The 21,584-nt window shown below is 58.9% G+C and carries 21 protein-coding genes; 6 read left to right on the top strand and 15 right to left on the bottom strand.

Going from position 1 to position 21,584, the window contains the following annotated elements; translation table 11 throughout:
* Nucleotides 1-84: 84 nt before the first annotated feature.
* The gene (locus tag LAP85_25505) at nucleotides 85-1,326 is read right to left on the bottom strand and encodes an ATP-binding protein (protein ID MBZ5499770.1); all 1,242 of its coding nucleotides are present in this window, start codon (nucleotides 1,324-1,326) and stop codon (nucleotides 85-87) included.
* Nucleotides 1,327-1,355: 29 nt separating this feature from the next.
* On the opposite strand from LAP85_25505, the gene LAP85_25500 reads away from it, so the two are divergent.
* The 4 genes from LAP85_25500 (at nucleotide 1,356) to LAP85_25485 (ending at nucleotide 4,604) form a co-directional block, all read left to right on the top strand.
* Nucleotides 1,356-1,721, top strand: coding sequence for a hypothetical protein (locus LAP85_25500; protein ID MBZ5499769.1), 366 nt, complete (start codon nucleotides 1,356-1,358; stop codon nucleotides 1,719-1,721).
* A gap of 31 nt (nucleotides 1,722-1,752) precedes the next feature.
* Nucleotides 1,753-3,735: a DUF2075 domain-containing protein gene (locus LAP85_25495; GenBank protein MBZ5499768.1), complete on the top strand. Its 1,983-nt coding sequence runs from the start codon at nucleotides 1,753-1,755 to the stop codon at nucleotides 3,733-3,735.
* A gap of 292 nt (nucleotides 3,736-4,027) precedes the next feature.
* The gene (locus LAP85_25490) at nucleotides 4,028-4,282 is read left to right on the top strand and encodes a hypothetical protein (GenBank protein MBZ5499767.1); all 255 of its coding nucleotides are present in this window, start codon (nucleotides 4,028-4,030) and stop codon (nucleotides 4,280-4,282) included.
* Nucleotides 4,260-4,604: a type II toxin-antitoxin system PemK/MazF family toxin gene (locus LAP85_25485; GenBank protein MBZ5499766.1), complete on the top strand. Its 345-nt coding sequence runs from the start codon at nucleotides 4,260-4,262 to the stop codon at nucleotides 4,602-4,604. Before LAP85_25490 ends, LAP85_25485 begins: the two co-directional genes overlap by 23 nt.
* 144 nt (nucleotides 4,605-4,748) lie before the next feature.
* Here LAP85_25485 and LAP85_25480 read toward each other — a convergent pair whose 3' ends face one another.
* The 13 genes from LAP85_25480 to LAP85_25420 all read right to left on the bottom strand — a co-directional run bounded on the left by LAP85_25480 (nucleotide 4,749) and on the right by LAP85_25420 (nucleotide 15,019).
* Nucleotides 4,749-5,069 carry a transcriptional regulator gene (locus LAP85_25480; GenBank protein MBZ5499765.1) on the bottom strand — a complete coding sequence of 107 codons (321 nt, stop codon included), beginning with the start codon at nucleotides 5,067-5,069 and terminating at the stop codon, nucleotides 4,749-4,751.
* A gap of 2 nt (nucleotides 5,070-5,071) precedes the next feature.
* A complete protein-coding gene (locus tag LAP85_25475) occupies nucleotides 5,072-5,401 on the bottom strand; it encodes a type II toxin-antitoxin system RelE/ParE family toxin (GenBank protein MBZ5499764.1) in 330 nt (109 codons plus the stop codon).
* Nucleotides 5,402-5,762: 361 nt separating this feature from the next.
* Nucleotides 5,763-6,284 carry a type II toxin-antitoxin system PemK/MazF family toxin gene (locus LAP85_25470; GenBank protein ID MBZ5499763.1) on the bottom strand — a complete coding sequence of 174 codons (522 nt, stop codon included), beginning with the start codon at nucleotides 6,282-6,284 and terminating at the stop codon, nucleotides 5,763-5,765.
* Nucleotides 6,285-6,560: 276 nt separating this feature from the next.
* Nucleotides 6,561-7,340, bottom strand: a complete 780-nt coding sequence (locus LAP85_25465) for a PEGA domain-containing protein (GenBank protein MBZ5499762.1) — start codon at nucleotides 7,338-7,340, stop codon at nucleotides 6,561-6,563.
* A 255-nt stretch (nucleotides 7,341-7,595) separates the two neighbouring features.
* Nucleotides 7,596-8,207 (bottom strand): WYL domain-containing protein, encoded by a 612-nt coding sequence (locus LAP85_25460; GenBank protein ID MBZ5499761.1) that lies wholly within the window; start codon nucleotides 8,205-8,207, stop codon nucleotides 7,596-7,598.
* Nucleotides 8,208-8,453: 246 nt separating this feature from the next.
* Nucleotides 8,454-11,132, bottom strand: a complete 2,679-nt coding sequence (locus tag LAP85_25455; protein ID MBZ5499760.1) for an ABC transporter permease — start codon at nucleotides 11,130-11,132, stop codon at nucleotides 8,454-8,456.
* 9 nt (nucleotides 11,133-11,141) lie between these two features.
* Nucleotides 11,142-11,474 (bottom strand): PadR family transcriptional regulator, encoded by a 333-nt coding sequence (locus tag LAP85_25450; protein MBZ5499759.1) that lies wholly within the window; start codon nucleotides 11,472-11,474, stop codon nucleotides 11,142-11,144.
* Between the two features lie 255 nt (nucleotides 11,475-11,729).
* A complete protein-coding gene (locus LAP85_25445; GenBank protein ID MBZ5499758.1) occupies nucleotides 11,730-12,446 on the bottom strand; it encodes a nuclear transport factor 2 family protein in 717 nt (238 codons plus the stop codon).
* Nucleotides 12,447-12,530: 84 nt separating this feature from the next.
* Nucleotides 12,531-12,833, bottom strand: coding sequence for a hypothetical protein (locus tag LAP85_25440; protein MBZ5499757.1), 303 nt, complete (start codon nucleotides 12,831-12,833; stop codon nucleotides 12,531-12,533).
* A gap of 285 nt (nucleotides 12,834-13,118) precedes the next feature.
* On the bottom strand, nucleotides 13,119-13,451 hold the full coding sequence (locus LAP85_25435; GenBank protein MBZ5499756.1) for a hypothetical protein: 333 nt from the start codon (nucleotides 13,449-13,451) through the stop codon (nucleotides 13,119-13,121).
* A 27-nt stretch (nucleotides 13,452-13,478) separates the two neighbouring features.
* Complete coding sequence (locus LAP85_25430) at nucleotides 13,479-14,102, bottom strand: hypothetical protein (GenBank protein MBZ5499755.1); 624 nt, start codon at nucleotides 14,100-14,102, stop codon at nucleotides 13,479-13,481.
* On the bottom strand, nucleotides 14,069-14,455 hold the full coding sequence (locus tag LAP85_25425; protein ID MBZ5499754.1) for a DUF4351 domain-containing protein: 387 nt from the start codon (nucleotides 14,453-14,455) through the stop codon (nucleotides 14,069-14,071). The genes LAP85_25430 and LAP85_25425 overlap by 34 nt, the downstream gene beginning before the upstream one ends.
* Before the next feature lie 174 nt (nucleotides 14,456-14,629).
* Entirely contained in the window at nucleotides 14,630-15,019 is a 390-nt protein-coding gene (locus tag LAP85_25420) for a hypothetical protein (protein ID MBZ5499753.1), read from the bottom strand.
* Between the two features lie 40 nt (nucleotides 15,020-15,059).
* Between LAP85_25420 and LAP85_25415 the strand changes: the two genes are divergently transcribed.
* Nucleotides 15,060-15,875 carry a PxKF domain-containing protein gene (locus LAP85_25415; protein MBZ5499752.1) on the top strand — a complete coding sequence of 272 codons (816 nt, stop codon included), beginning with the start codon at nucleotides 15,060-15,062 and terminating at the stop codon, nucleotides 15,873-15,875.
* A gap of 209 nt (nucleotides 15,876-16,084) precedes the next feature.
* Here the strand turns inward: LAP85_25415 and LAP85_25410 are convergent, their stop codons facing one another.
* Entirely contained in the window at nucleotides 16,085-17,617 is a 1,533-nt protein-coding gene (locus LAP85_25410) for a S1C family serine protease (GenBank protein MBZ5499751.1), read from the bottom strand.
* 882 nt (nucleotides 17,618-18,499) lie between these two features.
* On the opposite strand from LAP85_25410, the gene LAP85_25405 reads away from it, so the two are divergent.
* Nucleotides 18,500-20,929 (top strand): ABC transporter permease, encoded by a 2,430-nt coding sequence (locus LAP85_25405; protein ID MBZ5499750.1) that lies wholly within the window; start codon nucleotides 18,500-18,502, stop codon nucleotides 20,927-20,929.
* The last annotated feature ends 655 nt before the right edge of the window (nucleotides 20,930-21,584 follow it).

The following is a 21,584-nucleotide window of genomic DNA, read 5'->3' as shown; positions in this document are numbered from 1 at the left end:
GAACGTCTTCCGGATCAGCCGCTCTTCACTATCGATGTCGGTCAATGCCCTGGCGGTTGGGCTCTATTATCGGGTGCGGACATATTACCAGGCCGCGAAGGGGATCGCGGTTACCTCCGGCGCCACACGAATCAGCATCTCCCCCATGTGCACTACAAATCCGGGCCCGACCCGCTTGCCATAATCGGATCGGAAAGACAAAATTCCCGCGGCCATCTCCGGTCTGGGCGTTGCCGAGAGTTTGATTTCAACCGGGATCAGACCTTTGTCCGTCTCGAGAACCATATCTACTTCCCTGCCTGCAGAGGTTCGCCAGAACCAGACATGCGGCTCTTCCCCGCGGTTTACCAGAGTCTTGACGGTGTCGGCCAGCACCGCGGTCTCGAACAGCGTGCCGGCCAACGGGCCGGCGGCCGGCTCGTCCGAATCGCGGATCCCGGCCAGGCGGCAGAGCAGACCTGTATCCGTCAGATAGACTTTGGGCGTCTTTACCAGGCGTTTCCCTGCATTGGCATGCCATGGCCGCACGATGATGATCTGAAAGGTCGCTTCCAGCACGGAAAGCCAGTTCTTGGCGGTGTTGACGGCAACCCCGATGTCCCGTGCCACGTCGGTGAGGTTCAGCAACTGCCCGCTGCGCAGCGCCAACGTCCGCAGAAACGCCTGAAAAACGCCGAGATCTCCCACGAAGCGCAAGCCTCGCACATCCCTTTCCAGATAAGTCTGAAGATACGACGTTTGCCACATCCGCACGTCCCGGCCGGGATCCGAGGCCGGCTCGGGATACCACCCGCGCCTGATTCCCTGCCACAGATGCGTTCCGCTCTCGAGCGGCGATGCTTTCGCTCCGCGTCCGGCCTGCTCCCATGGCAGAGGCTTATCCGCAACGCCCGCAAGCTCCCGCCTCGTGAAAGGGTAGAGGCGCAGGATGGCCGCGCGGCCCGCCAGCGATTCGGTCACTTTCTCCATCATCAGCAGGTTCTGCGAGCCGGCAAGGATGAAGCGTCCTTTTGCTGCCCGCGTTGCGTCGATCTCCTCCTTGATGTAAGAAAGGAGATCGGGCGCATACTGGATCTCATCGTAAATTGCCGGCGGCGGAAAGGCTCGAAGGAAACCGCGCGGATCGGCGCCGGCGGACGTGCGCACATCCGGCGCCTCCAGAGACACATAATTATGGGTTCGGGAAAAGAGATGCTTGAGCAGCGTAGTCTTCCCCGATTGCCGCGGCCCGGTAAGCACCACAGCCGGGAACTCCCGCACTCCCCGCTTGAGCGCAGGCTCCAATGCGCGTGGAATATACCGGTCACCCGCCAGGGTCCGAGGCATAATTGATATTATGCACTACAAATGCATAATTGCAAATAACGGAATGGGTAAACTCACATGGTTCCTCAGGCCGCGACGATCGCGGTCGCCTGTTTACCCCGCTTGTTCCGGAAGCGCTCGAACTGCTCTTCGAGCGCCTCGGCTTCCAGCGTATCGGCAAGTGGGAAATCCCGGACAGACGCCCGGGATACAGCTGGACGACCCTGCTCTTTGATTTGCGCTCGGATCAGCAGCTCCGCCCCATCGACCAGATCGAGGGAGTGCTGAACCGGGACCGCAAGGTCGCTACTTACAAGCTGGCGTGTTCCGGGCCCTGCACAAATCCAGTCACCGTTCCCAGTTTCCTATACCGACGTTCTATTACTTTCCTTTCGCGATTCGATTCGCCATACTAGGCCCGTGGAACCTCCCTGCAATAGAGATGACATGACCTCGCCCTTACGATCGTGGTATGGCGCTCCTATCAGCGAGTTCATGAAGTCAAGTGCCAATGACGTATTAGGTCAGCTTGCGGCAAACTGCGACTTCGCAATGATTCCAAGCCAACGTGACGCTTGGCTCGCAGAGATCGAAATACTCCGTTGCCAAATAGATGGGATTAGTGGCTCAGTATTTCTTGAATTCAACATTCCACGAATGGGACGGCGCGTTGACGCGATCTTGATCATCGGACCGGTCGTGTTCCCTGTTGAGTTTAAGGTCGGAGAGAAGGCTTTCGACCGTGCCACCATTGACCAGGTCTGGGATTATGCGCTCGACCTCAAAAACTTTCATGAGGCCAGTCACAGCACTTCGATTGTCCCTATTCTCCTATTCACTGAGGCCAAAGAGTCTCCCAAAGTCATATTCCATGCAGACCCAGACAATGTCTACCGTCCAGTCCTTGTCGTGGCCTCAGGATTGCGGAGCGTTCTCGACTCGGCTCTACGCAAGGTTGCTGGTTCTGATGTCGACGCTCAAATATGGGCTCGCGCTCCCTATCATCCAACACCCACCATAGTGGAAGCGGCACGCGCTCTGTACGCCCAACACTCCGTGGAAGCGATTGCTCGTTTCGACGCGGGCGCCGAGAACTTGCACACCACTTCGGGCCGAATTGAGGAGTTAGTCAAGGAGGCTCAATCCGAGAAGCAGAAATTGATCTGCTTTGTGACCGGTGTGCCGGGAGCGGGAAAGACTCTGGTGGGGCTTAACCTCGCAACGCAGAAACGCGACATCGATCAAACCACTCATGCCGTATTCCTTTCCGGCAACGCGCCACTGATCGCTGTGCTGCGCGAGGCGCTGACGCGAGACGAGTTCACGCGACGGAAAACTCTGGGCGAAAAAGTGCGGAAGAGCAAGATTGGGGAAAGCGTCAAGGCCTTCATTCAGAATGTGCACCACTTCCGCGATGACGGCTTAATCGATTCCAACCCGCCGATCGAACATGTTGTGATCTTCGACGAAGCACAAAGAGCATGGAATCTAAGACAAACTGCCAATTTCATGCTGCGCAGGAAGAGACGCTCTGGTTTTTCCCAGTCCGAACCAGAGTTTCTCATCTCTTACATGGACCGGCACAAGGATTGGGCGGTGATTGTCTGTCTTGTCGGCGGAGGGCAGGAGATCAATATAGGCGAGGCTGGCATCGAGGCATGGCTAGCGGCCGTCAACAAAGGTTTCCCGGAATGGCAAATGCATATTTCGTCCAGGCTCACGGACAGTGAATACGCTGCCGGCAATGCCTTACGAATGGTGAGCAAGCGTACGGGAACTCATTTTGATGAGTGTCTGCACCTGGCCGTCTCAATGAGATCGTTTCGCGCGGAGAACGTATCGGCATTCGTAAAGGCGCTGCTCGACTGCGAAAGGAACCAGGCTCGTCAGGTCTTCAGCCAGATATCTGATCGGTACCCAATAGCGATCACACGCAACCTGGATTCCGCCAAGCAGTGGATTCGCTTGCACGCGAGGGGAACGGAGCGGTTCGGGTTGGTTGCCTCTTCAAAGGCCATGCGGCTCAAGCCCCATGCGATCGATATTCGAGTGTCAGTGGATCCTATTCATTATTTTCTGAACGAGCCGACCGACACGCGATCCAGCTATTATCTTGAAGATGCAGCCACGGAATTTCAGGTACAAGGGCTCGAACTCGATTGGGTATGTGTAACCTGGGATGCTGACTTTCGGTTTAACGGGTCGGGTTGGAATTACCACGACTTCCGCGGCGATCGCTGGCTGAACATCGCGAGCGCCGACAACCGAGTCTACCTTCGCAACGCCTACCGAGTCCTCCTCACACGCGCACGTCAAGGCATGGTCGTATTTGTTCCAACAGGCAGCACGTATGATCCGACTCGTTCGCCCGCTTTCTATGATTCCACGTTCAATTACCTGAGAGATTTGGGAATCCCTGAAATACCGTGAACCTCATGAGGACGATTTGGCAGCCGAAGGACGTTACGCTATCAGTTCTGCACGATCGGCACGGTGCTGATGGATAACGGTTGAAGGCGTGTAGGATTGAGGAATCGGGGCCTGACGACGGCAATTGCTGGATGAGCTTGAGAAAGCGCCATTTGAGGACCTCAATCGCAGGCTTAGAGCCAAAAAAGCGGGGCGCTTTTTGCACTTAATGATTTGGCACTTCCTTTTGTCGCTGCGCTTATTGAGGTTGCGATATGGTATGATGAAACGGTATTACCATTTAGGGGGCGCGATGAGGAAGACCGCGGTTAAAAAAACCATATCGCTCCAGGCTGATATCTGGGAATACATCGAAAGCCAAGCCGAAAGCAATGCCAGCGCATTCATCAATGAGGCGCTCCGCGACTATCGCCGCCGGCAAGTTCACAAGAGAATGATCGAAGGCTACAAGGCCATGGCTTCACAGCCGCAATCTGCCGAAGATCTCGCTCTCTGGGACACCACCCTTCTGGATGGGCTCGACGATGAAGACAATCCGTCGCGGTGAAATCTGGCAGGTGCGCTTCGATCCGATAGAAGGTTCCGAAATCGGGAAAAAGCGCCCGGCGCTCGTGCTGCAAAACGACCTCGGCAACCGATATGCCGGCACCACGATCGTTGCTGCCGTCACCGGCCGCGTAAAGGAACTCCCGACTCTGGTGAATGTCGAACCAAGCGAAGAAAACGGCTTACGCCGCCCCTGTGCCATCAATCTCAGCCACCTGCGCACGGTCAGTCAGCACCGCCTCGTCGCGCGATTGGGCCGGATCGAAGAAAAATATTTACCCCAAATCGAACAGGCAACTTTGATCAGCCTTGGATTCCGTTGACACGGCCACGTCCGCGCACTGTTCTGATCATTTCAAAACCGGGGACACTCACAAGTTCCTGGAGCCGATTTCGGGAATTGCGTAGGCTGTCACCGGATTTCCAGCGGATCCAACACGTTCTTTGTGGGGCTCAAGAAGTGAGGATCAGACGTGTTTCAGGGAGAGCTCCATACGGACGCGGCTGGTTTTCTGCAGGTGTGCGATTAACTCCAGGAGGTTGCGGGCCTGCGGATTTCCCTTCGGACCAAGCATGCGCATGAGGCTCTTTGCCGACTTGTGGGTGAGGCCGCTCAGCTTTGCGAAGCCAATCGTGGCGTTGATGTAATCGCGCAAAATGGCCTTGCCGGTCTCCAGTTCGCCGGCGAGCAGGCATTCGACGCCCTCGCGCAAAAGCTCGTCCCGAAAAGCCGGATCGCTTTCGATGCGGGCTTGAATGGTTTCCTTAAAATCGCGCGTCAGAGGCATAGCTATTTCTCCCTGGTTTTGCGCTCCTTATAGTCTTCCCAACGCTCATGGGCGATCCTGATATCTGTGTCCTGGTGTTTTTTGGTTCCGCCCCCAACCAGGATAACGAGCGCATGGCCATCTTTCCCGAAATAGATTCGATAACCGGGCCCGAAATCAATTCGGCATTCAATGACGCCGGCTCCGACTCCCTTCGTGCTCGAAAAATTCCCGTGCTCGATCCGAACCAGAGAGGTGGTAAGCTTGGCCGCTGCCGGTGCATTGAGTCCGCTGAACCACTTCGCAAAAGGGCTGCCACCCTTAGCATCAAGGTACTCCCTGATCGTGAGCATGACGAATGGTAACAATAGTGTTACTATTGACGCAAGCCGAATCAGGCAAACTTGGAAAATCTAAGGATGTCGAAACTTTGCGCGGTCGAGCGAGGCCGTGGCGTTCGAGAAGAAATCGGTGACAGGGACCGAAATGCCTGATTCGCAAGTGAAAAAGCGGCGGCATGCCGCCGCACTCCAAGGCGCCTGCGGCGCTTGGGAGGAAATCAGTGCCAGACACCGATTTTCTGGCGCCGGTCCGGAACTACCGGGAAGGGACCGGATCCTGCTGGGACACTTGCTCGAGAATTTCGTTGATGGAGCGCCGTCTGGCAGCCGGCGCCCATTTTGCAGCCAGTGCGGCTGCTCCTGGTACCAAGCGTCATTCGCCATACATCTCGGTGATGATCCGCCTCAGGAGCGCGGCTTGCCCTTCGGAGAGAACGGCAATTCTTGATCCCAGCCGGCGCTTGCTGATGGTCCGAATCTGATCGACCGCGATCTCTGCATCGCGTCGGCCGATCCGGACTTGGAGCCGTGAGCGCCAGGCGGGATGAATGCTGGTCGTCAAGGGGCACACCGTCACGGTTTGAAGCTGCCGGTTCAAAACGTCGAGGCTCACGACGACGACCGGCCTCCTCTTTGCCATCTCTGCCCCTTGGGCGGGTTCAAGATCTGCCCAGCGGATTTCATAGCGCTTCACGATTTTCGGCCGCCGCCCTGCTTTGTACCTCGCATTTCGTTCGACTACTTTCGAGGGAACTGTGCTATCCCAGGGGTGGATTTCCAGGCCATCGGAAGTCACACGGTCCCACTCGCTCCAGTCCTCTGCCGAGAGCGCAATTTCCCGGGCCGTGTCCTCCCAGGAGAGTTTCTCTACCCTGGGGCCCGCAGGGCGCAGCATGATTCCATCAATCCGCTCTTCCATGAGGACAGATGCGCCGATACCGTATCGACGCAATGTAACGGCGGGTACACGGACTCCCTTCGAGTTGCCGATGCGCGCGATTTTGAGTTCGGTCGGTTTCATGTAATTACTGTAATTACATTCAACTCATTTGTCAAGCCCGAGGCTCCCCCAATGGTTTTGCGCGCGAGGACGCGCGCGGTCTCAGGAAGGCTTCCGGCACCGAAGCAAGTCCCAGGTTATCCGCAAGAACCCGGTCTCACGCTGGATTGATTAGTTTTGTTTTTCGAGGTTCGCTGTCAACTGGACTTCCGATCCGGTCTGTACTGTGATCTGACGAGTCCAATCTTTATAACCGGACAGCTTTGCAGTTATAGTGTGCTTTCCGGGCGCAAGCTTAAGCACGGCCGGACAATTGCCGATGAACTCTCCATCCACCAACAAATCTGCTCCGGGAGGTACCGAAGCAACGTTTACGGTCCCCTTTGCGGCTTCGGATGTCACAGTCTGATTCTTACCGGGAGCGTTTTCGTCAGTCTGGCCTTTTGTGACATCAGTCTTGACTCCGACCGGTACAAATTCGCGGTCCTTTTCGCCCACTGATACCGGTACCCCGGTCACGCCCTGTAAGGCAACCAAAACGGCTCGATAATTGTCTTTGTCACCCTGCAGCAATATGCCGGCGGTCTTGTTATCGGGAACTGCGTACTGGATGCCGATGTAGTGAAGTCGCGTTTTGTGAAAAAGTCCAAACAATGCGACCGGAGCGACCAGTATAGATAAGGCGATCATCGTTCCCACTCGACGATGAGCCTCTTGTCCGTAGCTCAGAGACGTGACCGATCTAGCAGGAATGTCAACTTTCTTGCCATCCTTCAGGGCTAGCGTTATCGTGTCGGGAGTGACTGTAAGGCGGTTGTTCCAATCTTTTGGGTCCACCTTTGAGTCCACCGATCCGCCGTTATATCGGATCTTATTGAAAACATTTCCCTGTCCTTGTGCGACAAGGGTATACGCCAGAAAACAGACAATAAACTGCTTGATTATCTTCACTAGATGCCTCCGAGCTGAAAGAACTACGCCTGTGAGGATCTAAACGCCGCTCGTTCTTGCCCCACCATCGAGGATGACCGTGTGGTAGCGTGCCGACAACGATAGATCCTATACACTCCACTGCCCGCGAACCGAGTTGACATAGATGAGGCAGCCACGAGTTTCCCGTCGCATCTCGATCCATGAGGGCATTGAAGACGGGGACGACACGAGTTTTTGAGGAATCATGTTTTCCCATACAGCCGCCTATTTCCTCTATTCGCTGGCATCCAAGCGGCATTCGCCGCTAGATCCTGATCCGCTCCCTGCCGATCTTTTTCGCGCAGAAACGTGACATCGGGGGTCACTCTGGTTCGCGATTTTCGCGGCGGTGGCCACAACTTCTTGGCGAAGTGAATCGGGCTGCATCACCCGGACGCCGGACCCGAAGCTCAGGATCCAGCCGATTAGCTCGGGGGTCTCGGCTACCTGGAGCGTCAGGGTCAGGCAGCCGTCCTTGGTTATCGTCGCTTTCTGGCTGGGGTGCCAGATGCGATTTTTGGCCCAGGCGGTGGTTTTCTTGTCGAAGCGGAGTTCCACCTCAATCTGCGGGCCGCCGACCATCACGGTCAGGGCGTTTTTGACGTATTCCTCCACGTTGAAGCCGAGGGGCATCTGGCACGGGAGGGCGGTGACCGTCAGCGACTGGATGCGGTCCACGGCGAACATGCGGATGTCCTGGCGCATGTGGCAGTAGCCGATCAGGTACAAGGCGCCGGCGGCGTACCAGACGCGGTACGGGTCGACCTTGCGGCGCGTGGTTTTGTCGCGATAAGCGGTGTAGTAACGCATCTCCACCATGCGGTGCTTCTCGATCGCGCGGGCCATGAGGATTTTCCATCAAGCGCAAGAGTATACGCACCTAAACCAAGGACTGTCCTTCTAGTCGGGGGATGAACTGAGGGACCGGATTAAGCTACTCCTGATAATTCTCTGTTTTCAACAAATATCCGCTTTGTCGGCACGCTCTCCGGGGTCCTGCACGATTTTGAGGGCTGTTGAAAAGCTCTTGGACGCCGACGGCAGAGCCTTTGCTCGATCGAATGGGACAGCGCAAAGAAGGGAGCCACTCAGTCATTCGTACCGAAGCGCAACCATCGGGTCCACGCGCGTGGCGCGGCGCGCCGGAATGCAGGACGTCAGGAACGCCACCAGCACCAGCAGCAGCGCCACCGCGGCGAAGGTCACCGGGTCGGTGGCGCTCACCCCGAACAGCAGCGATTGCAGTGTGCGTGTCAGGGCGAGCGAGCCCGCAACGCCGATCGCCACGCCCACCGCGGCGGCCAGCATTCCCTGCCCGAGCACCAGTCGCAACACATCGCCGGGACGGGCGCCCAGCGCCATGCGGACGCCGATCTCGCGCGTGCGTCGCGCCACCGTATACGCCGTGACGCCGTAGATCCCGGCCAGGGAAAGCAGCAGCGCGGTGCCGGCGAAAATCGCGATCAGCGTCAGGTTGAAGCGGCGCGCGTCCAGCGAAGCCGAAAAGATCTGCGAAAACGTGCTGAAGCCCGGCGGCACCTTCGGATCGAGCGTGCGCACGATTTCGCGGGCAGCAGGCAGAACGGCGGCAGGTGCGGCGTCCGCTTGGATCACCACCGTGAACCGGGTTGCCGCTCGCGGTCGCTGGCGATAGTTGACATAGATTATCGGACGCGGCGCTGCTTCCAGCCGGCTGCCGCGCACATCGCCTACGACGCCCACGATGGTCAGCAGGCGCAGGTCGCCGTCCATATTCCCGAATTCGATGAGGCGGCCGAGCGGATCCCGGCTGGGGAATTTCTGGCGTGCCAGCGATTCGCTGATCAGCGCCGCGTGCGATGCGTCCATGGTATCGCGATCGTCGAACAGCCGTCCGCGCAGCAGAGGAATGCCGAGAGCGCGGAAGTAACCCTCGTCAGCGGCGCAATAGTCGGCGTCGCCGGTGCGCCCGGGTTCGCGAGCCAGGCGTTCGAATTCCTGAAAATCGCGCGGCACGGCGTCCTGAGGGTTCATCAGGATGTAGGTTCCGTCGTCCATGCCGCCGTCTGCCAGCGGCAAGGCATTGGTGCCGCCCACTTCCCGCACGCCCGGAAGCAGGCGCAAGCGCACGGACAGTTCATTCAGGAATTGCACGCGGCGAACGGCGTCGGCGGGCTCTTCGGCAGGCGGCAGCGCCAGATCTATCGTCAGCACATGCCCGGTGCGAAAGCCGGGATCAACCGAAAGCACGCGCAGCAGGCTGCGCCCGAGCAGGCCGGCGCCTACCAAAAGCACCAAGGTAACGGCAAGCTGGGCAGCGATGATCGCGCGGCCCGCACGGTGCGCGCCTGCCGCGACTGCCTCTCCGCGGCTCCCTTCAGCCAGGGGGTGATGCAGATCTCCTGAAGTGACCCGCAGGGCGGTGAAGACGCCCAGTCCTCCCGCCACCAGAATCGACACCCCCAGCGCGAAGAGCAGAACCGGCAAGTTGACGGACACCTCTTCCAGACGCGGCAGATCGTGCGGTGCGATGGCTATCAGCGCGCGCACGCCCAACATCGCCGCCACCACGCCGAGCACACCGCCGCCGAACGCCAGCAGCAGGGCTTCCGTAAGAAACTGCCGCAACAGCCGGCGACGGCCGGCCCCCAGCGCAGTGCGAATCGCCAGTTCGCGGGTGCGCGCGGCGGCCTGGGCGAGCAGCAGGTTCATCACATTTGCGCAGGCGATAAGCAGCAGGAACCCGACCGAGCCCAGCAGGATCAGCAGGGCCGGGCGCGCGCGACTCGTCAGGTTTTCCTGCAGCGGGACGGCGGCGACATCCGCCATCATGGTTTCTTTGCCGTACTGCCGGTTCAGACGGGCGGCGATTGCCGAAAGTTCCGCGCGGGCCTGCGCGAGCGGAACTCCGTCGCCGAGTCGCCCGAGGGCGTGCCAGTTGTGAGCGGTGCGGCTCGGCAGCCGCGGTAGGAGTTCACGCGGAATCCAGATTCCTGTGTCCGCCGGAAAATGGAAACCGGGCGGCAGGACGCCAATCACCGAAGCGGCCTGATTCTCGATGGTCAGCTTGACGGCCGAGAGGTTGTTCGCCCCGTCCAGGTACTGTTTCCAATAGCCATAGCTTACCAGCACGACGGGAGGGGCGCCGTACCGCTGATCCCCCTCGACAAAGCCGCGGCCCAGCACCGGTTGAACCCGCATGATGAGGGAAAAATCCTGCGAGACGTACGCCGCCACCGTGCGCGTGGGCTCGGCCCTGCCGGGAATCGAGACCAACCCCGAGGCGTACTCGGCCACGCCCTTCAGCGAGCGGACTTGCGTGCGCAGGTCCTCGAAATTGGGATCGGCGAAATTCATGCGGTTGCCCTCCGCGCTCACCTCGCGGAGTTCGACAATCCGGTCCGGCTCGTGGAAAGGCAACGGGCGCAGCAGCACGCCATAGACGACGCTGAAAATCGCCGTGGTTGCGCCAATGCCGAGCGCCAGCGTGAGCACGGCGACGGCGGCGAAGACGGGGTTCCGGCGCAGCACGCGCGTGCCATACCGCACGTCGGCGGCGAACTGCTCCACCAGCGCCCCCGTGCGCACGTCGCGCACCCGTTCCTTCACCTGCTCCGCGCCGGCCTCCATACGCGCGGCCCGGAGCGCCTCCGCCGGCGGCAAGCCCGCCGCCAGCTTTTCCTTCTCGAGCAGGTCGACGTAGGCGCTCAACTCGTCGTCAAGCTCGCGCTCGACGCGGGACCTGCGGAAAAGGTTGCGAAACAGGCTGGCGGTGCGCGCCGCGAATCCCATACCTCACCTCTATGTTGCTTCGATGGCCCGGGAGATCGCCCTGCAAACCCGGCGCCACTCATCGGTCTCCACATGGAGACGCCGCCGCCCGGCCCTGGTCAGCGTATAGTACTTCGCCTTGCGCCGGTTTTCCGATTCGCCCCACTTGGAGCGCAGCCATCCCTTCTCTTCCAGCCGGTGCAATGCCGGGAACAGAGATCCCGGCTTCACTTCGAAAGCGCCGCGCGTGACTTGCCCGATGCGCCGCGCGACGCCCAGTCCGTGCATCGGCTCGAGCGCCAGCGTGGTCAGGATGAGCAGGTCGAGCGTGCCCTGCAGCAGATCGCTTTTGTCCTCAGGCATGAGTGCTCCTATAGAATATCAATAGGAAGAATACCAGGGGACGTATAGAATGTCAATAGGAAAAGAGCGCAGGCCCGGGAGCGCTTCAGTCCGGCCGCGACCGGCAGTAAACAGGCCCGAGTGGAAGGCCGGGACAAAGATGACCCTGGTCAGAGCCGCGACCGTCAGAAAACCGGGGACGCTCACCTATTTTGCCTTTAGTGATAGATTGCAGGGTTGCTCAGGTCGCAAAATAGGTGAGCGTCCCCGGTTTTCCTATTTGATCTTTCTGGCGGGCGCATCGTTGCCGCCCTGGTGAAGTATCAGTTGAGTGATCCTCCCCTCATCATTCTTGACGAAGCTGATCTGCGCCTCCACGTCTTTCAGGAAGAATTCCGTTTCGGAAGACGGAAAGGCCTGGATCCTGGGCTGCCCCGTCGCCTGGAGGAAAAGCTGATCTTTCTCGACGGTCACGGTAATGATGAAGTCCGGCTTCAGCTCATACTCTCCTGCATAGGCGGCTAGAGTTTTTGGTTCCAAGGCCACTGCCTTGCGTTCTTTGACGTTGTACTGCCAGAGAACGTTGACGATTTTCCACTGTCCTTCCGATTTGGCGAGCTGGAGGTAATCAATAAAATCCGCACATTCCGTGCGGACGCTCGCAATATCGCGGTAAACGTCGAGAATATCCACCTTGATATTGCGCGTATCGGCGGGCCTCTTTTTCCCGCCGCCTCTTTGTGTCGCCTCCACCATCTGTGCCTTGGTGAGACTGGTGAACTGCTCGGTTCCCCCGACGGCGTGGATGATGCGTTTTGCCAGCTCCTTGTGCAGCGCGCGGTCCATGCGCGCTCCGTCAGCCTCGTACCAGCCCTCGATATAGTCCAGCGCGGCCTGCCGGATCGCGGCTTTTTCATCCGGCGCTTGACTCCGGACCGGCAATGCGATAGTCAGCAGGATGACTGCCAGCGGGAATACGGCGTTCCTCTTCATTTTTCACCTCCTGATTCCTGGGATTCGACATGACGACATTTATAAAGACGAAGATCCAGGCAAAAAAGATTCCGAACAATCTTCCTATGTCCGGGCCAGCAACTCGGCAAGCGCGCGGGATCCCACATTGGCGCCCGAATAAATGCGGTCGGCATATCCGAAGGCCGGCGAGTGCGTGACCAATATGGTGGTTTCATCGAGGATGGGTTCAATCCGGCGAAGGTCGGCAGCGATCTCGTCCTCGGGCTTCTCGTAACACCCGCCGACGAATGGCGTGCTGTACTGGTACCCGGCGACGTTGCAGGCATCAAAATCCAGGCGCCGGCCGTGAATGGGCCTGATCCTTCCATCCTCATGGCCGAGGTCTGCGCTATCGTCATTGCCCATGATGTAACACACGGGCACAGGAATCGTCTGTAGCAGGGGGATGACGACCGTGCGAGCCTGCGCGGCCTGCTCTTCCTCCCACCCGCCGATCAGCAGGTCGCCTGCAAGGACGACCAGATCCGCATCGCATTCCGGATGCGTCAGGATATGCCGGATAAAGACGATCCAGCTCTCAGCCGAGCGGTTATGTCGCGGGCAGAGAAAAAGTGAACCACGGAGAACTCGAAGACCACAAAGAAACTACTCTTTGAGGTCTTTGCGGTCTTCGTGGTTCTGGTCTGAAGTCTACTTTTTATTCGCGGCCTTGTTGAACGCCACGAGCGACGTGATCAGAGCATCGATGTCGGCATCGGTCAGATGCTTCTGGGCTTTCTGCAGCATTGTCTTGAAGTACTCGACTTCGTCCGGCGAATTCGGATGCCCGATGTTGCCGAGCTTGGGACGGGTGCTGTGCACGATCGCCGTGCCGTCCGGCGCGGCGAACGCGAACCACGGCAGTCCCTGTCCCTTGTCGATGTAACGCTTCTCGATGTCTTTCGCGCCAATCCCCCGATCGTAGTCAAGCTTCACGGTTACGAACTCTTTCGCCATCAATAATGCAACGTCTTCGGTCGCCATCCAGGCGCCCAGCCTATGGCACCACCCTCACCAGGGTGCCGAAAACCAGACGAAGACGGTCTTCCCGTCTTTCCCTGCCTGCTTCAGGGCAGCCTCGAATGGCGCGACGGCATCGGGCGCCGGCGCCTGATGCTGTTTCAAAAAGGCGGCGACTTTGGGCGCATCGATGCCCGCGATATCGCCGTCCGGCCGGAGTGCCGCCGCCGTCGTATTCGCGACGACCTTGCCTGTCACGTCGAGTACGGTCAGCGCCGGCAGGCCGTCGGCCGAGAGCTTCACGCCATAGGTCTTCGCCAGATCCAGGTTCTTATCGAGATGCCCGACGTCGACGTTGACGACCCTGTATTCGTCCGAAAAGAACGACGGCGTTGATTCAGCAATCTCGGGCGCCTTCCTTGCATCCGCGAACTTCATCGAGCCCGCATCGTCGTTGGCTCCCCAGGTGATGAGCACGCGAATATCGTCTGTCGCCGCCGCATGAACAGCGGCTTCGATGGCGGCTTTCGCGTCGGCTTTCTCGTCGTAGAGCGGGCGTGGAGCGGGCCGCTGGACCACCGGAGCGGGAACTACCCGAGCCGGTGGGGGCGGCGGCGTTTGCTGGCCCGCTGCCTGGACAGTCAATGCCAGAATAAACGGCAGCGCGTGTAACATCGGAATGGACCTCCTTGCGTCCGCGCAGGATAGCACTTGTGGATAGGAAAAACGAGCTGCAATTCTTTTCCCTGCCCAGCAGGATCCTGCTTACGGGTAATGCTCTGTCGGCGTGTTGCGGATAAATCAGAACCGGGGGTCCAGGATGCGTGCCGCTCCCGCCAACGGGCAGGGTCGGCGCGGGATTGAAAGTCGAGGAGAGAGTCGACGAGGGCTCGGATCTTCCTCAGGCTCAGGTTCCGGATCGCTCCCTTCTGGGCAGTCGTAACAGTCCCCACGCGCCGGTTCAGCAGACGAATGTCCAGGGATGCCCCATCATCGTGGCGACCTTCCTCTCTTCCCAGAATGCGCACTTGCGGGCCCTGTTTGGCGGCTTCTCAGCCCATGATTACCGTGCTCTTTTCGTTGCCATCACCGCTGCTTTCCAGAGTTCGATCCCGGATGGCCCGCGAAGCTGAGATTCGTCGAAATTGGGGATGTCACCAACTTTGCAGTTCAGGCAGTTGGTGTGTCGCACCTTCGGCGCTCTATTCTTCATTCTGCTTGAATCCCGGCCTTACGGACGATACGGCAGGAACGACTTTCACCTGTAATGCCACAAATGGCGCCGGTCTCACGAGCTCCGCATCGGTCACGGTGCGGATCGACAAGTCTCCGCCCCTTATTTCGCCTGTTGTGACTCCTTCGCCAAACGCTGCCGGTTGGAACAACTCGGACGTTACCATCTCCTGGACGGTAGTGGATACGGGCTCGGGGATTGGTTCATCTGTCGGTTGCAGTCCGACAGTGCTGACGACCGAGACTGCGGGCACGGTCTTTTCCTGCACTGCCGCCAACAATGCCGGGCTTTCGGCCTCTGCCTCGGTAACCGTCAGGCTGGATAAGACGCCGCCCAACCCTCCGGCGTTCAGTGTCAACCCGCCTCCGAATGCCGCCGGCTGGAACAATACGATTCCTGTGACCGCAACTTTTTCGAGCGCCGGCGCCGGCGGTCAAGTCCAGAGCGGCGTTCTGAGCTGCACTCCACCGGCCGGTTTCACGAGCGAAACAGCCGGAACCGTTGTCAACGGCACCTGTACGGATGCCGCGGGCAACACGAGCATCCCGACCTCAGTAACGGTGAGAATCGACAGGACGCCGCCGGCAATCGTGATTTCTTCCCCCGCTGCCAATGGCGTGTACATCCTCGGGGCTGTGGCGGCTTCGAGCTACACCTGCTCGGACCCGCTTTCGGGTGCCGTCTCCTACGTTGGCACGGTTGCCAGCGGTGCAAATTTCAACACGGCGACGCCGGGGGCAAACTCGTTCACGGTCCGTGCCGCCGATCGGGCCGGCAATACGGCCCAGGTTACCAACGTCTACTTCGTGAATTTCGTGTTTTCGGGATTCCTCTCCCCCCTCAGCGCCACCGGGACGATCACCGCGCCTAGCGATTCCGGTTCGTTCAATCTCGGCAAAGTGATTCCGTTCAAGTGGCAGCTGACGAACGCCCAGGGACAGTTCCTGGGCGACCTGGGCACCGTCAAGTCGATCAGGGCCTATTTCAACGGTGCCGGCAGCCTATGCACGGGAGGGTTGAGCGCCTCATTTGTCCAGCTCTGGTCTCCAACCGGCGGAGCGGCCGGCAACAGCACGTTCCGGTTCGGCAGCAACCAGTTCATCTTCAACTGGGACACTTCGTCGAGCGCGCCGGCGGGGAAAGGGTGCTATACGGTTGCGCTGGAACTCATCGACGGCAGCGTGACCAAGGCGACCAAACTGCAAGTCAAATAAACAGCGCGATCCTGCGGCTGATCAGCGGCCCAGGGGATTTTTCGTGCGTCCGGCTTCAGGACAACAAACATCCATCGGCAAACCTGCGTCTGTTGGATTGATGCTCTCGTATTTGCGAGTCGATCGATGCGCTTCTGGACCATTCCTTTGTGTGTTGCGGGAGGGCGCGTTGTCCGGGCTGGGGCGCCGTCGCGCCGGCGGCGCCCACGCTATGGCGCCTTTTGCGGTGCGGGTGGGCGAACGGTGCGAATGCGATTCACAATCTCAATTGCCAGCCTTTGGGCGGCGGCAGGGCCGTCGATGGCGAGCACTTTCCCTGTCCCGAGCACCGTCCCCGTCTTGAGGTGGATCATCTTGTAGTCCCAGTCATAAGTCAGAAATGGTCTGGTGATATCGATATAGATGTCGGCTCCGTTGCGGTCATCCACGATCCTCATGCCCCAGGTACGAATTTCAGGACGCACATAGAGTGCGTCCTGCAGCAGGTTCCCCTTCATCCAGATGGTGTGAGATTCCACGAATATCGTGCTCGCGGTCCGCAATATGTCCGCGGGTGTTACCGCTGTCTGACGCGAAGTGAAGCTGGTTCCGCCCGCCGGGGGCTTGGCCGCATCCAGGGCCTCTGCCGGAATCATGAGCGCAGCGGCAAGCTGTTCGGCAATCACCGAGGCCAGCTTGGGTCCGGCATCGTATTCGTCCACGGCTTCGATCATTCCCGAGGTCAACGTCAGATCCCGTGGTTGATAGACCAACGAAAACGTCCAGTCGTACGTCATGACGGGCCTGTCCACGGTTATCGCCACATCGGCCACCTGGCCATAGTCGGCGAAGCGCAAACCCAGTTGCTGGAACAGTGGCGTCTTCGTCATGTCATCCTGCAGGCGTTCCCGGCGCAGGTAGATGGTTTTTGAGAGCACGGATATCGTGCGGATTTTGCGCTGTTCCGGTGGAGGCAGGGTCAAGTCCTTCGGGGCAGCCGCCATCTTCGGCGGATTGGAAGGAGAGGGCGCTGCAAAGGCTGCCGGCGCGCCAGGAAGTTGCAGCCGCGCTCCTGATTCGAATTTCGTTCCGCCGGATCCGTTGCCCAGGCCCGCGACGTTCTCCACCGGCACGGCGAAGTTGACGTTCTGGCCGATACTGAATGATCCGATGATGATTCCCAGGATCCTGGCCTCCGCATCCACCAACACGCCTCCGCTGGAACCGGGCGACATGGGCGCCGTGAACTGCAGGAGTCTGTATCCGTTCCCCGCACCCGGCACTTCGTCAGCCATTCGTGTCGCACTCAGAATTCCGGAAGAAGCGGTCCAGGGCAATCCGGCGCCGTTCGACATCGCGAAAACCGGCGCGCCTACCGGTATGCTGGAGGAATTTCCCATGGGCAATACCGGCAGCCCCATGGCGGGAATCCGCAGTGCGGCAACGTCGCGACGTTCGTCCGCTGCGATCAATTCCACCTGGTCATAAACCTCCCCGTTCTTCAGACGGATCTGCAACTCGCGCATGCCTTTGATAACATGGTTGGCCGTGAGAATGACTCCATCGGGCCGGAGGATGACCCCCGAACCGAGTCCCGCCACTTGTCCGTCACCGTTCCCTGCCAGAATCAGCACAGCCGAAGGAGAAATGCGCTCGATGATCTGGTTGCCGGGGGGTGCAATTTGGGTGCCACCCTGCGCCATGAGGCAGCAAGCGGAAAAAACCACCACGCCTACGACTGCAATCGCTTTCACACGTCGCATAAGTCTCCTCCCCGATCCCAAAACTGATAATGAAAATTGGCAATGCGGCAGAACACTGCCGGGAGTCTTTGATGATTCGGATTATACACTGATTCCGCAAAATCCTGCTATTTCGGGGACAGGCGCGAATGGCGCTTAAATAAGGGTGATTGGAATCGTCTTGAGCGTGCTAGACGCAAGGGCTTAAGCCCCGAAAGGGGCGTCCACAGTCCGCAGCCCGGGGCGTGAGCCCTGGGAATGGGGAGCCGTTAACAAAGAGAGCCCTGTAAGGGCGATGCAAGGTCCTTGTAATCGGGGCATTGCAGGCGTTCCTGCATCGCCCTTACAGGGCTCATCCATCATTTGCGTCTTATCCCAGGGCTTGCGCCCATAAGCGCTAAGATAGGAATGATTTTGCCAAGCCGGCTACACTTCAGCTGTTATGGGTGCGTCAAAACCGTGCAACGGGGTCGAATCGAAGTAAATCAAGTCTTCAGAACAAATATGCAAAACACCAGCCCTGAAATCGCGCTCAAATTCGATTTTTGCCCATATTTTTTGCTTTGGGCTTGTACGATTGGCTGTAACGCGGATGCTTCGCCAGCCAGTTGCCTGTCACGATACCGTGGAATCCACCTGGTCGAACTCACCACTGTCTGCAAAAAACTCAGGCCATTCACTGAACGCCTTACACGCAAAAAACACTGCCGACGCGGATCCTGAGGGCCTTTGGGAGACCTACTTTCGCATTGGATTTTCGGGTGAATAGAGTTGTTATCGGCCGACCCCACTCCAAAAAAAGTGCGAACTGGAGGGGTCGGATTCTCGTTTTTCACAGTGACGGGGCCGGCGTCCTCCCGAACAATGGATGCAAAGCGGAATTACCGCCGAAAGGCAACGGCAATGAGTCTGCTTCAGGACGTGCGTTTTGCGATGCGCATGATGCGGAAGAATCCCGGATTTGCCGCGGTGGCTGTTCTTGCCTTGGCCTTGGGGATTGGCGCCAACACCACGGTGTTTACCATCGTCAATACTATTCTTCTGAAGAGCCTGCCCTCTAGGGATGGCCACGAGATTGTCCATCTTGGGTCCATAAACCTCACCGGGAGATCAAAAACCACGTCCGTATCCTATCCCGATTACAGAGACTGGCGCAGTCAAACGAGGAGCTTCCAGGATGTGGCGGCTTTCACGACCGGAACCATGAATGTAAGCGACTCGGGCGGCGTCCCGGAACGCCTGAGTGGAGCCTGGCTCACGACCAATGCCTTCCGCACCATCGGGTTGAGTCCGGTCCTGGGACGCGATTTCATGTCCGGAGAAGACCAGCGCGGGGCCCAGCCGGTCGTGATTCTGGGTTATGGCATATGGCAAAGCCGCTATGGAGGAAACCGGGAAATTCTGGGGAAAGCGATCCGCATCAACTCCGTGCCGGCCGTGGTGATCGGCGTGATGCCGCAGGGTATGAAGTTCCCCTTCGACGCGGAGCTGTGGATGCCGTTGCTCCAGACCAGGGATCGCGAGGCCAGAGACTTCCGCGATCTTGCGGTTTTCGCCCGGTTGGGCAAGGGCATATCGGCGCAGCAGGCGCAAATTGAGCTGAATGGCATTGCCGGCCAGCTGGCGCAGGCATATCCCAAAACCAACGCCGGTGCCGGCGCGCAGGTAATGTCTTTCAATGAGCGCTACAACGCCGGGCGCATGGCAATGGTGCTTTGGATCATGATGGGCGCCGTCGGATTTGTGCTGATGATCGCCTGTGTGAATGTCGCTAATCTCCTGCTGTCGCGCGCCGTTTACCGGTCCCGCGAGATTTCCATCCGCGTGGCGCTGGGAGCCGGCCGTTGGCGCATCATCCGGCAATTGCTGATTGAGAGCATCCTGCTCGCGTTCCTGGGCGGCGCCCTGGGCCTGCTCCTGGCGATCGCCGGCGTGCAATGGTTCGATGTGTCCTTGTCGCTGGCCAATATCGAAGGGATCCCCTATTGGCTCGATTTTTCGATGGACTGGAAGGTCTTCAGCTATCTGTGCGCCGTATGTTTTCTAACCAGCATAATCTTCGGGTTGGCCCCTGCCTTGAAGGCGACGAAAGTGAATCTCGTTGAAGCGTTGAAGGAAGGCGGTCATGGCGGCGACGCGGGGACCGGATCGAGACGGTGGACCTCTTCTCTCGTGGTAGCCCAACTGACATTGACTCTGATCCTGCTGTCGTCGGCAGGCATGATGATCCAGGACTTCCTCAGATCCCAAGACACCTATATGGGAACTGACCCCGACAGTGTCCTGACCGTGCGCCTGGGATTGCCCGAGCTGAAATACACCACGCCCGACGACCGCATCGCCTTCCACGAGAAATTGTTTCAACGGCTGCAGGCCACGCCGGGAATAGCCGCCGTCGCCATCACATCCCATCTTCCCCTTGATGGATCCACTTCCGGGACGCTGCAGATGGAAGGGCAGGCCGTGGACGACATCGAGAAATTGCCCAGGATCCCCGCCATCGCCATCAGCCCGGATTACTTCAACACGCTGGGCATCAATCTCACGCGCGGCCGCGCCTTTGACGCGCAGGATGGCGCGCCGGGATCAGAGGCCGTAATCGTCAATGAGAGATTCGTGGCCGAGCACTGGCCCTCCCAGGATCCTTTGGGGAAACGGATCCGTTTGAATCCCGAGTCCAATACCCCCTGGCTGCGCGTGGTCGGCGTAGTTCCACAACTGAACCAGCAGATTGAAAAGGACGCGGACTTCGAAAGCATCGTCTATGTCCCTTTCCGCCAGTCGGCGGCAAGGTTCGTCAGCATTGCGATGCGCACCCGCGTCCCCCCCGCATCGCTTGTCCAAACCGTGAGGCGCCAGGTTGAATTGGAGGATCCCGACTTGCCTCTTTACCGGATCAGGACCATGGGAAAGCATCTCTCGCTGAAATTGTGGCCCTACCGGGTATTTGGCGCCTTGTTTGGCGCTTTCGCCGTTATATCCCTCGTGCTCTCGGCGATCGGGATCTATGGAGTGACCTCCTTTTCGGTCAACCAGCGGAGGCGGGAAATCGGTTTACGAATGGCCCTGGGAGCCGACGGAAAGAGTGTACGATGGCTGGTGCTGAGACAGGGCCTCAGGCATCTGCTGGCCGGCCTGGCTTTGGGCCTGGTCGGTGCGGTGGCGCTCGGTCGCCTTTTGGAAAACCTGCTGGTGGAAACGAGCGCAACCGACCCGGTTGCGAACTTGACGGGGAGTCTGGCCGTAATCCTGATCACGCTGATCGCCTGCATGATTCCGGCCTGCCGAGCCAGCCGCCTGGATCCTTTGTCCGCTCTGCGGACCGGGGCATAAGCAAGCGATTTCGGGGACAGGCGCCGTAACCTACAAATTATTCCTTGACTGGTAGAAATGATTTTGTGGAATTTCGAGGTTATGGCGCCTGTCCCGAATGGCGTTTAGTTAAGGAAACAGGGTGCGACCCTGGCGGGCTCAGCCATTCCGGCGAGCCATCGGTTGCTACAAGCTCCGAAGCCCTTGGCGGCTGCAGCCGTTGGCGTCCGCAAGCCCTGAAAGGGCGGCCGTAGTTTTCAGCCCAGGGCGCAAGCCCTTAAGCGCTAAGATAGGAATGATTTTGCCAATAAACGTGGACTTGGACCTAAACCTGGACGTAGACGTGGACCTTTTGAGCGGAGACAAACTCTTGCACGCCCAGCCTTTTTCAGGCTACGGGTCGCTTCTTATCGCTTGCGGCGCAGCAGAGCGTCAAGGTCCACGTCCAAGTCCAAGTCCAGGTCGGGAAAGTGGGTTAAGTTAGCGCTTATGGGCGCAAGCCCTGGGATAAGACGCAAATGATGGATGAGCCCTGTAAGGCATGCGCGTCAAGTCAAGGAGCGTGTCGCTTTTTGAGAAATGAGTTTCGGGAGCGGACGCGCTTGAGGATGAAAGTGTTTCGATCCTCCACCAGCCATTCCATTGTCTCGCCTTTTTGAACTTCCGCCGCCTCTGC

Source organism: Terriglobia bacterium (genome assembly GCA_020072565.1).
GTDB lineage: Bacteria > Acidobacteriota > UBA6911 > UBA6911 > UBA6911 > JAFNAG01.
Note: the sequence above shows the minus strand (reverse complement) of the source record. Positions and strands in the feature narration are given on the sequence as shown.

What these genes read in the sequence shown, in the direction of transcription:
- LAP85_25475 (MBZ5499764.1), bottom strand. Translation starts at nt 5,401, where the DNA reads ATGCTCACGATCAGGGAGTACCTTGATGCTAAGGGTGGCAGCCCTTTT.
- LAP85_25450 (MBZ5499759.1), bottom strand. Translation starts at nt 11,474, where the DNA reads ATGCCTGAGGACAAAAGCGATCTGCTGCAGGGCACGCTCGACCTGCTC.
- LAP85_25460 (MBZ5499761.1), bottom strand. Translation starts at nt 8,207, where the DNA reads ATGGCCCGCGCGATCGAGAAGCACCGCATGGTGGAGATGCGTTACTAC.
- LAP85_25440 (MBZ5499757.1), bottom strand. Translation starts at nt 12,833, where the DNA reads ATGGGCAATGACGATAGCGCAGACCTCGGCCATGAGGATGGAAGGATC.
- LAP85_25410 (MBZ5499751.1), bottom strand. Translation starts at nt 17,617, where the DNA reads ATGCGACGTGTGAAAGCGATTGCAGTCGTAGGCGTGGTGGTTTTTTCC.
- LAP85_25490 (MBZ5499767.1), top strand. Translation starts at nt 4,028, where the DNA reads ATGAGGAAGACCGCGGTTAAAAAAACCATATCGCTCCAGGCTGATATC.
- LAP85_25405 (MBZ5499750.1), top strand. Translation starts at nt 18,500, where the DNA reads ATGAGTCTGCTTCAGGACGTGCGTTTTGCGATGCGCATGATGCGGAAG.
- LAP85_25505 (MBZ5499770.1), bottom strand. Translation starts at nt 1,326, where the DNA reads ATGCCTCGGACCCTGGCGGGTGACCGGTATATTCCACGCGCATTGGAG.
- LAP85_25455 (MBZ5499760.1), bottom strand. Translation starts at nt 11,132, where the DNA reads ATGGGATTCGCGGCGCGCACCGCCAGCCTGTTTCGCAACCTTTTCCGC.
- LAP85_25435 (MBZ5499756.1), bottom strand. Translation starts at nt 13,451, where the DNA reads ATGGCGACCGAAGACGTTGCATTATTGATGGCGAAAGAGTTCGTAACC.
- LAP85_25470 (MBZ5499763.1), bottom strand. Translation starts at nt 6,284, where the DNA reads ATGCTGCGCCCTGCGGGCCCCAGGGTAGAGAAACTCTCCTGGGAGGAC.
- LAP85_25430 (MBZ5499755.1), bottom strand. Translation starts at nt 14,102, where the DNA reads ATGTTACACGCGCTGCCGTTTATTCTGGCATTGACTGTCCAGGCAGCG.
- LAP85_25485 (MBZ5499766.1), top strand. Translation starts at nt 4,260, where the DNA reads ATGAAGACAATCCGTCGCGGTGAAATCTGGCAGGTGCGCTTCGATCCG.
- LAP85_25445 (MBZ5499758.1), bottom strand. Translation starts at nt 12,446, where the DNA reads ATGAAGAGGAACGCCGTATTCCCGCTGGCAGTCATCCTGCTGACTATC.
- LAP85_25480 (MBZ5499765.1), bottom strand. Translation starts at nt 5,069, where the DNA reads ATGCCTCTGACGCGCGATTTTAAGGAAACCATTCAAGCCCGCATCGAA.
- LAP85_25495 (MBZ5499768.1), top strand. Translation starts at nt 1,753, where the DNA reads ATGACCTCGCCCTTACGATCGTGGTATGGCGCTCCTATCAGCGAGTTC.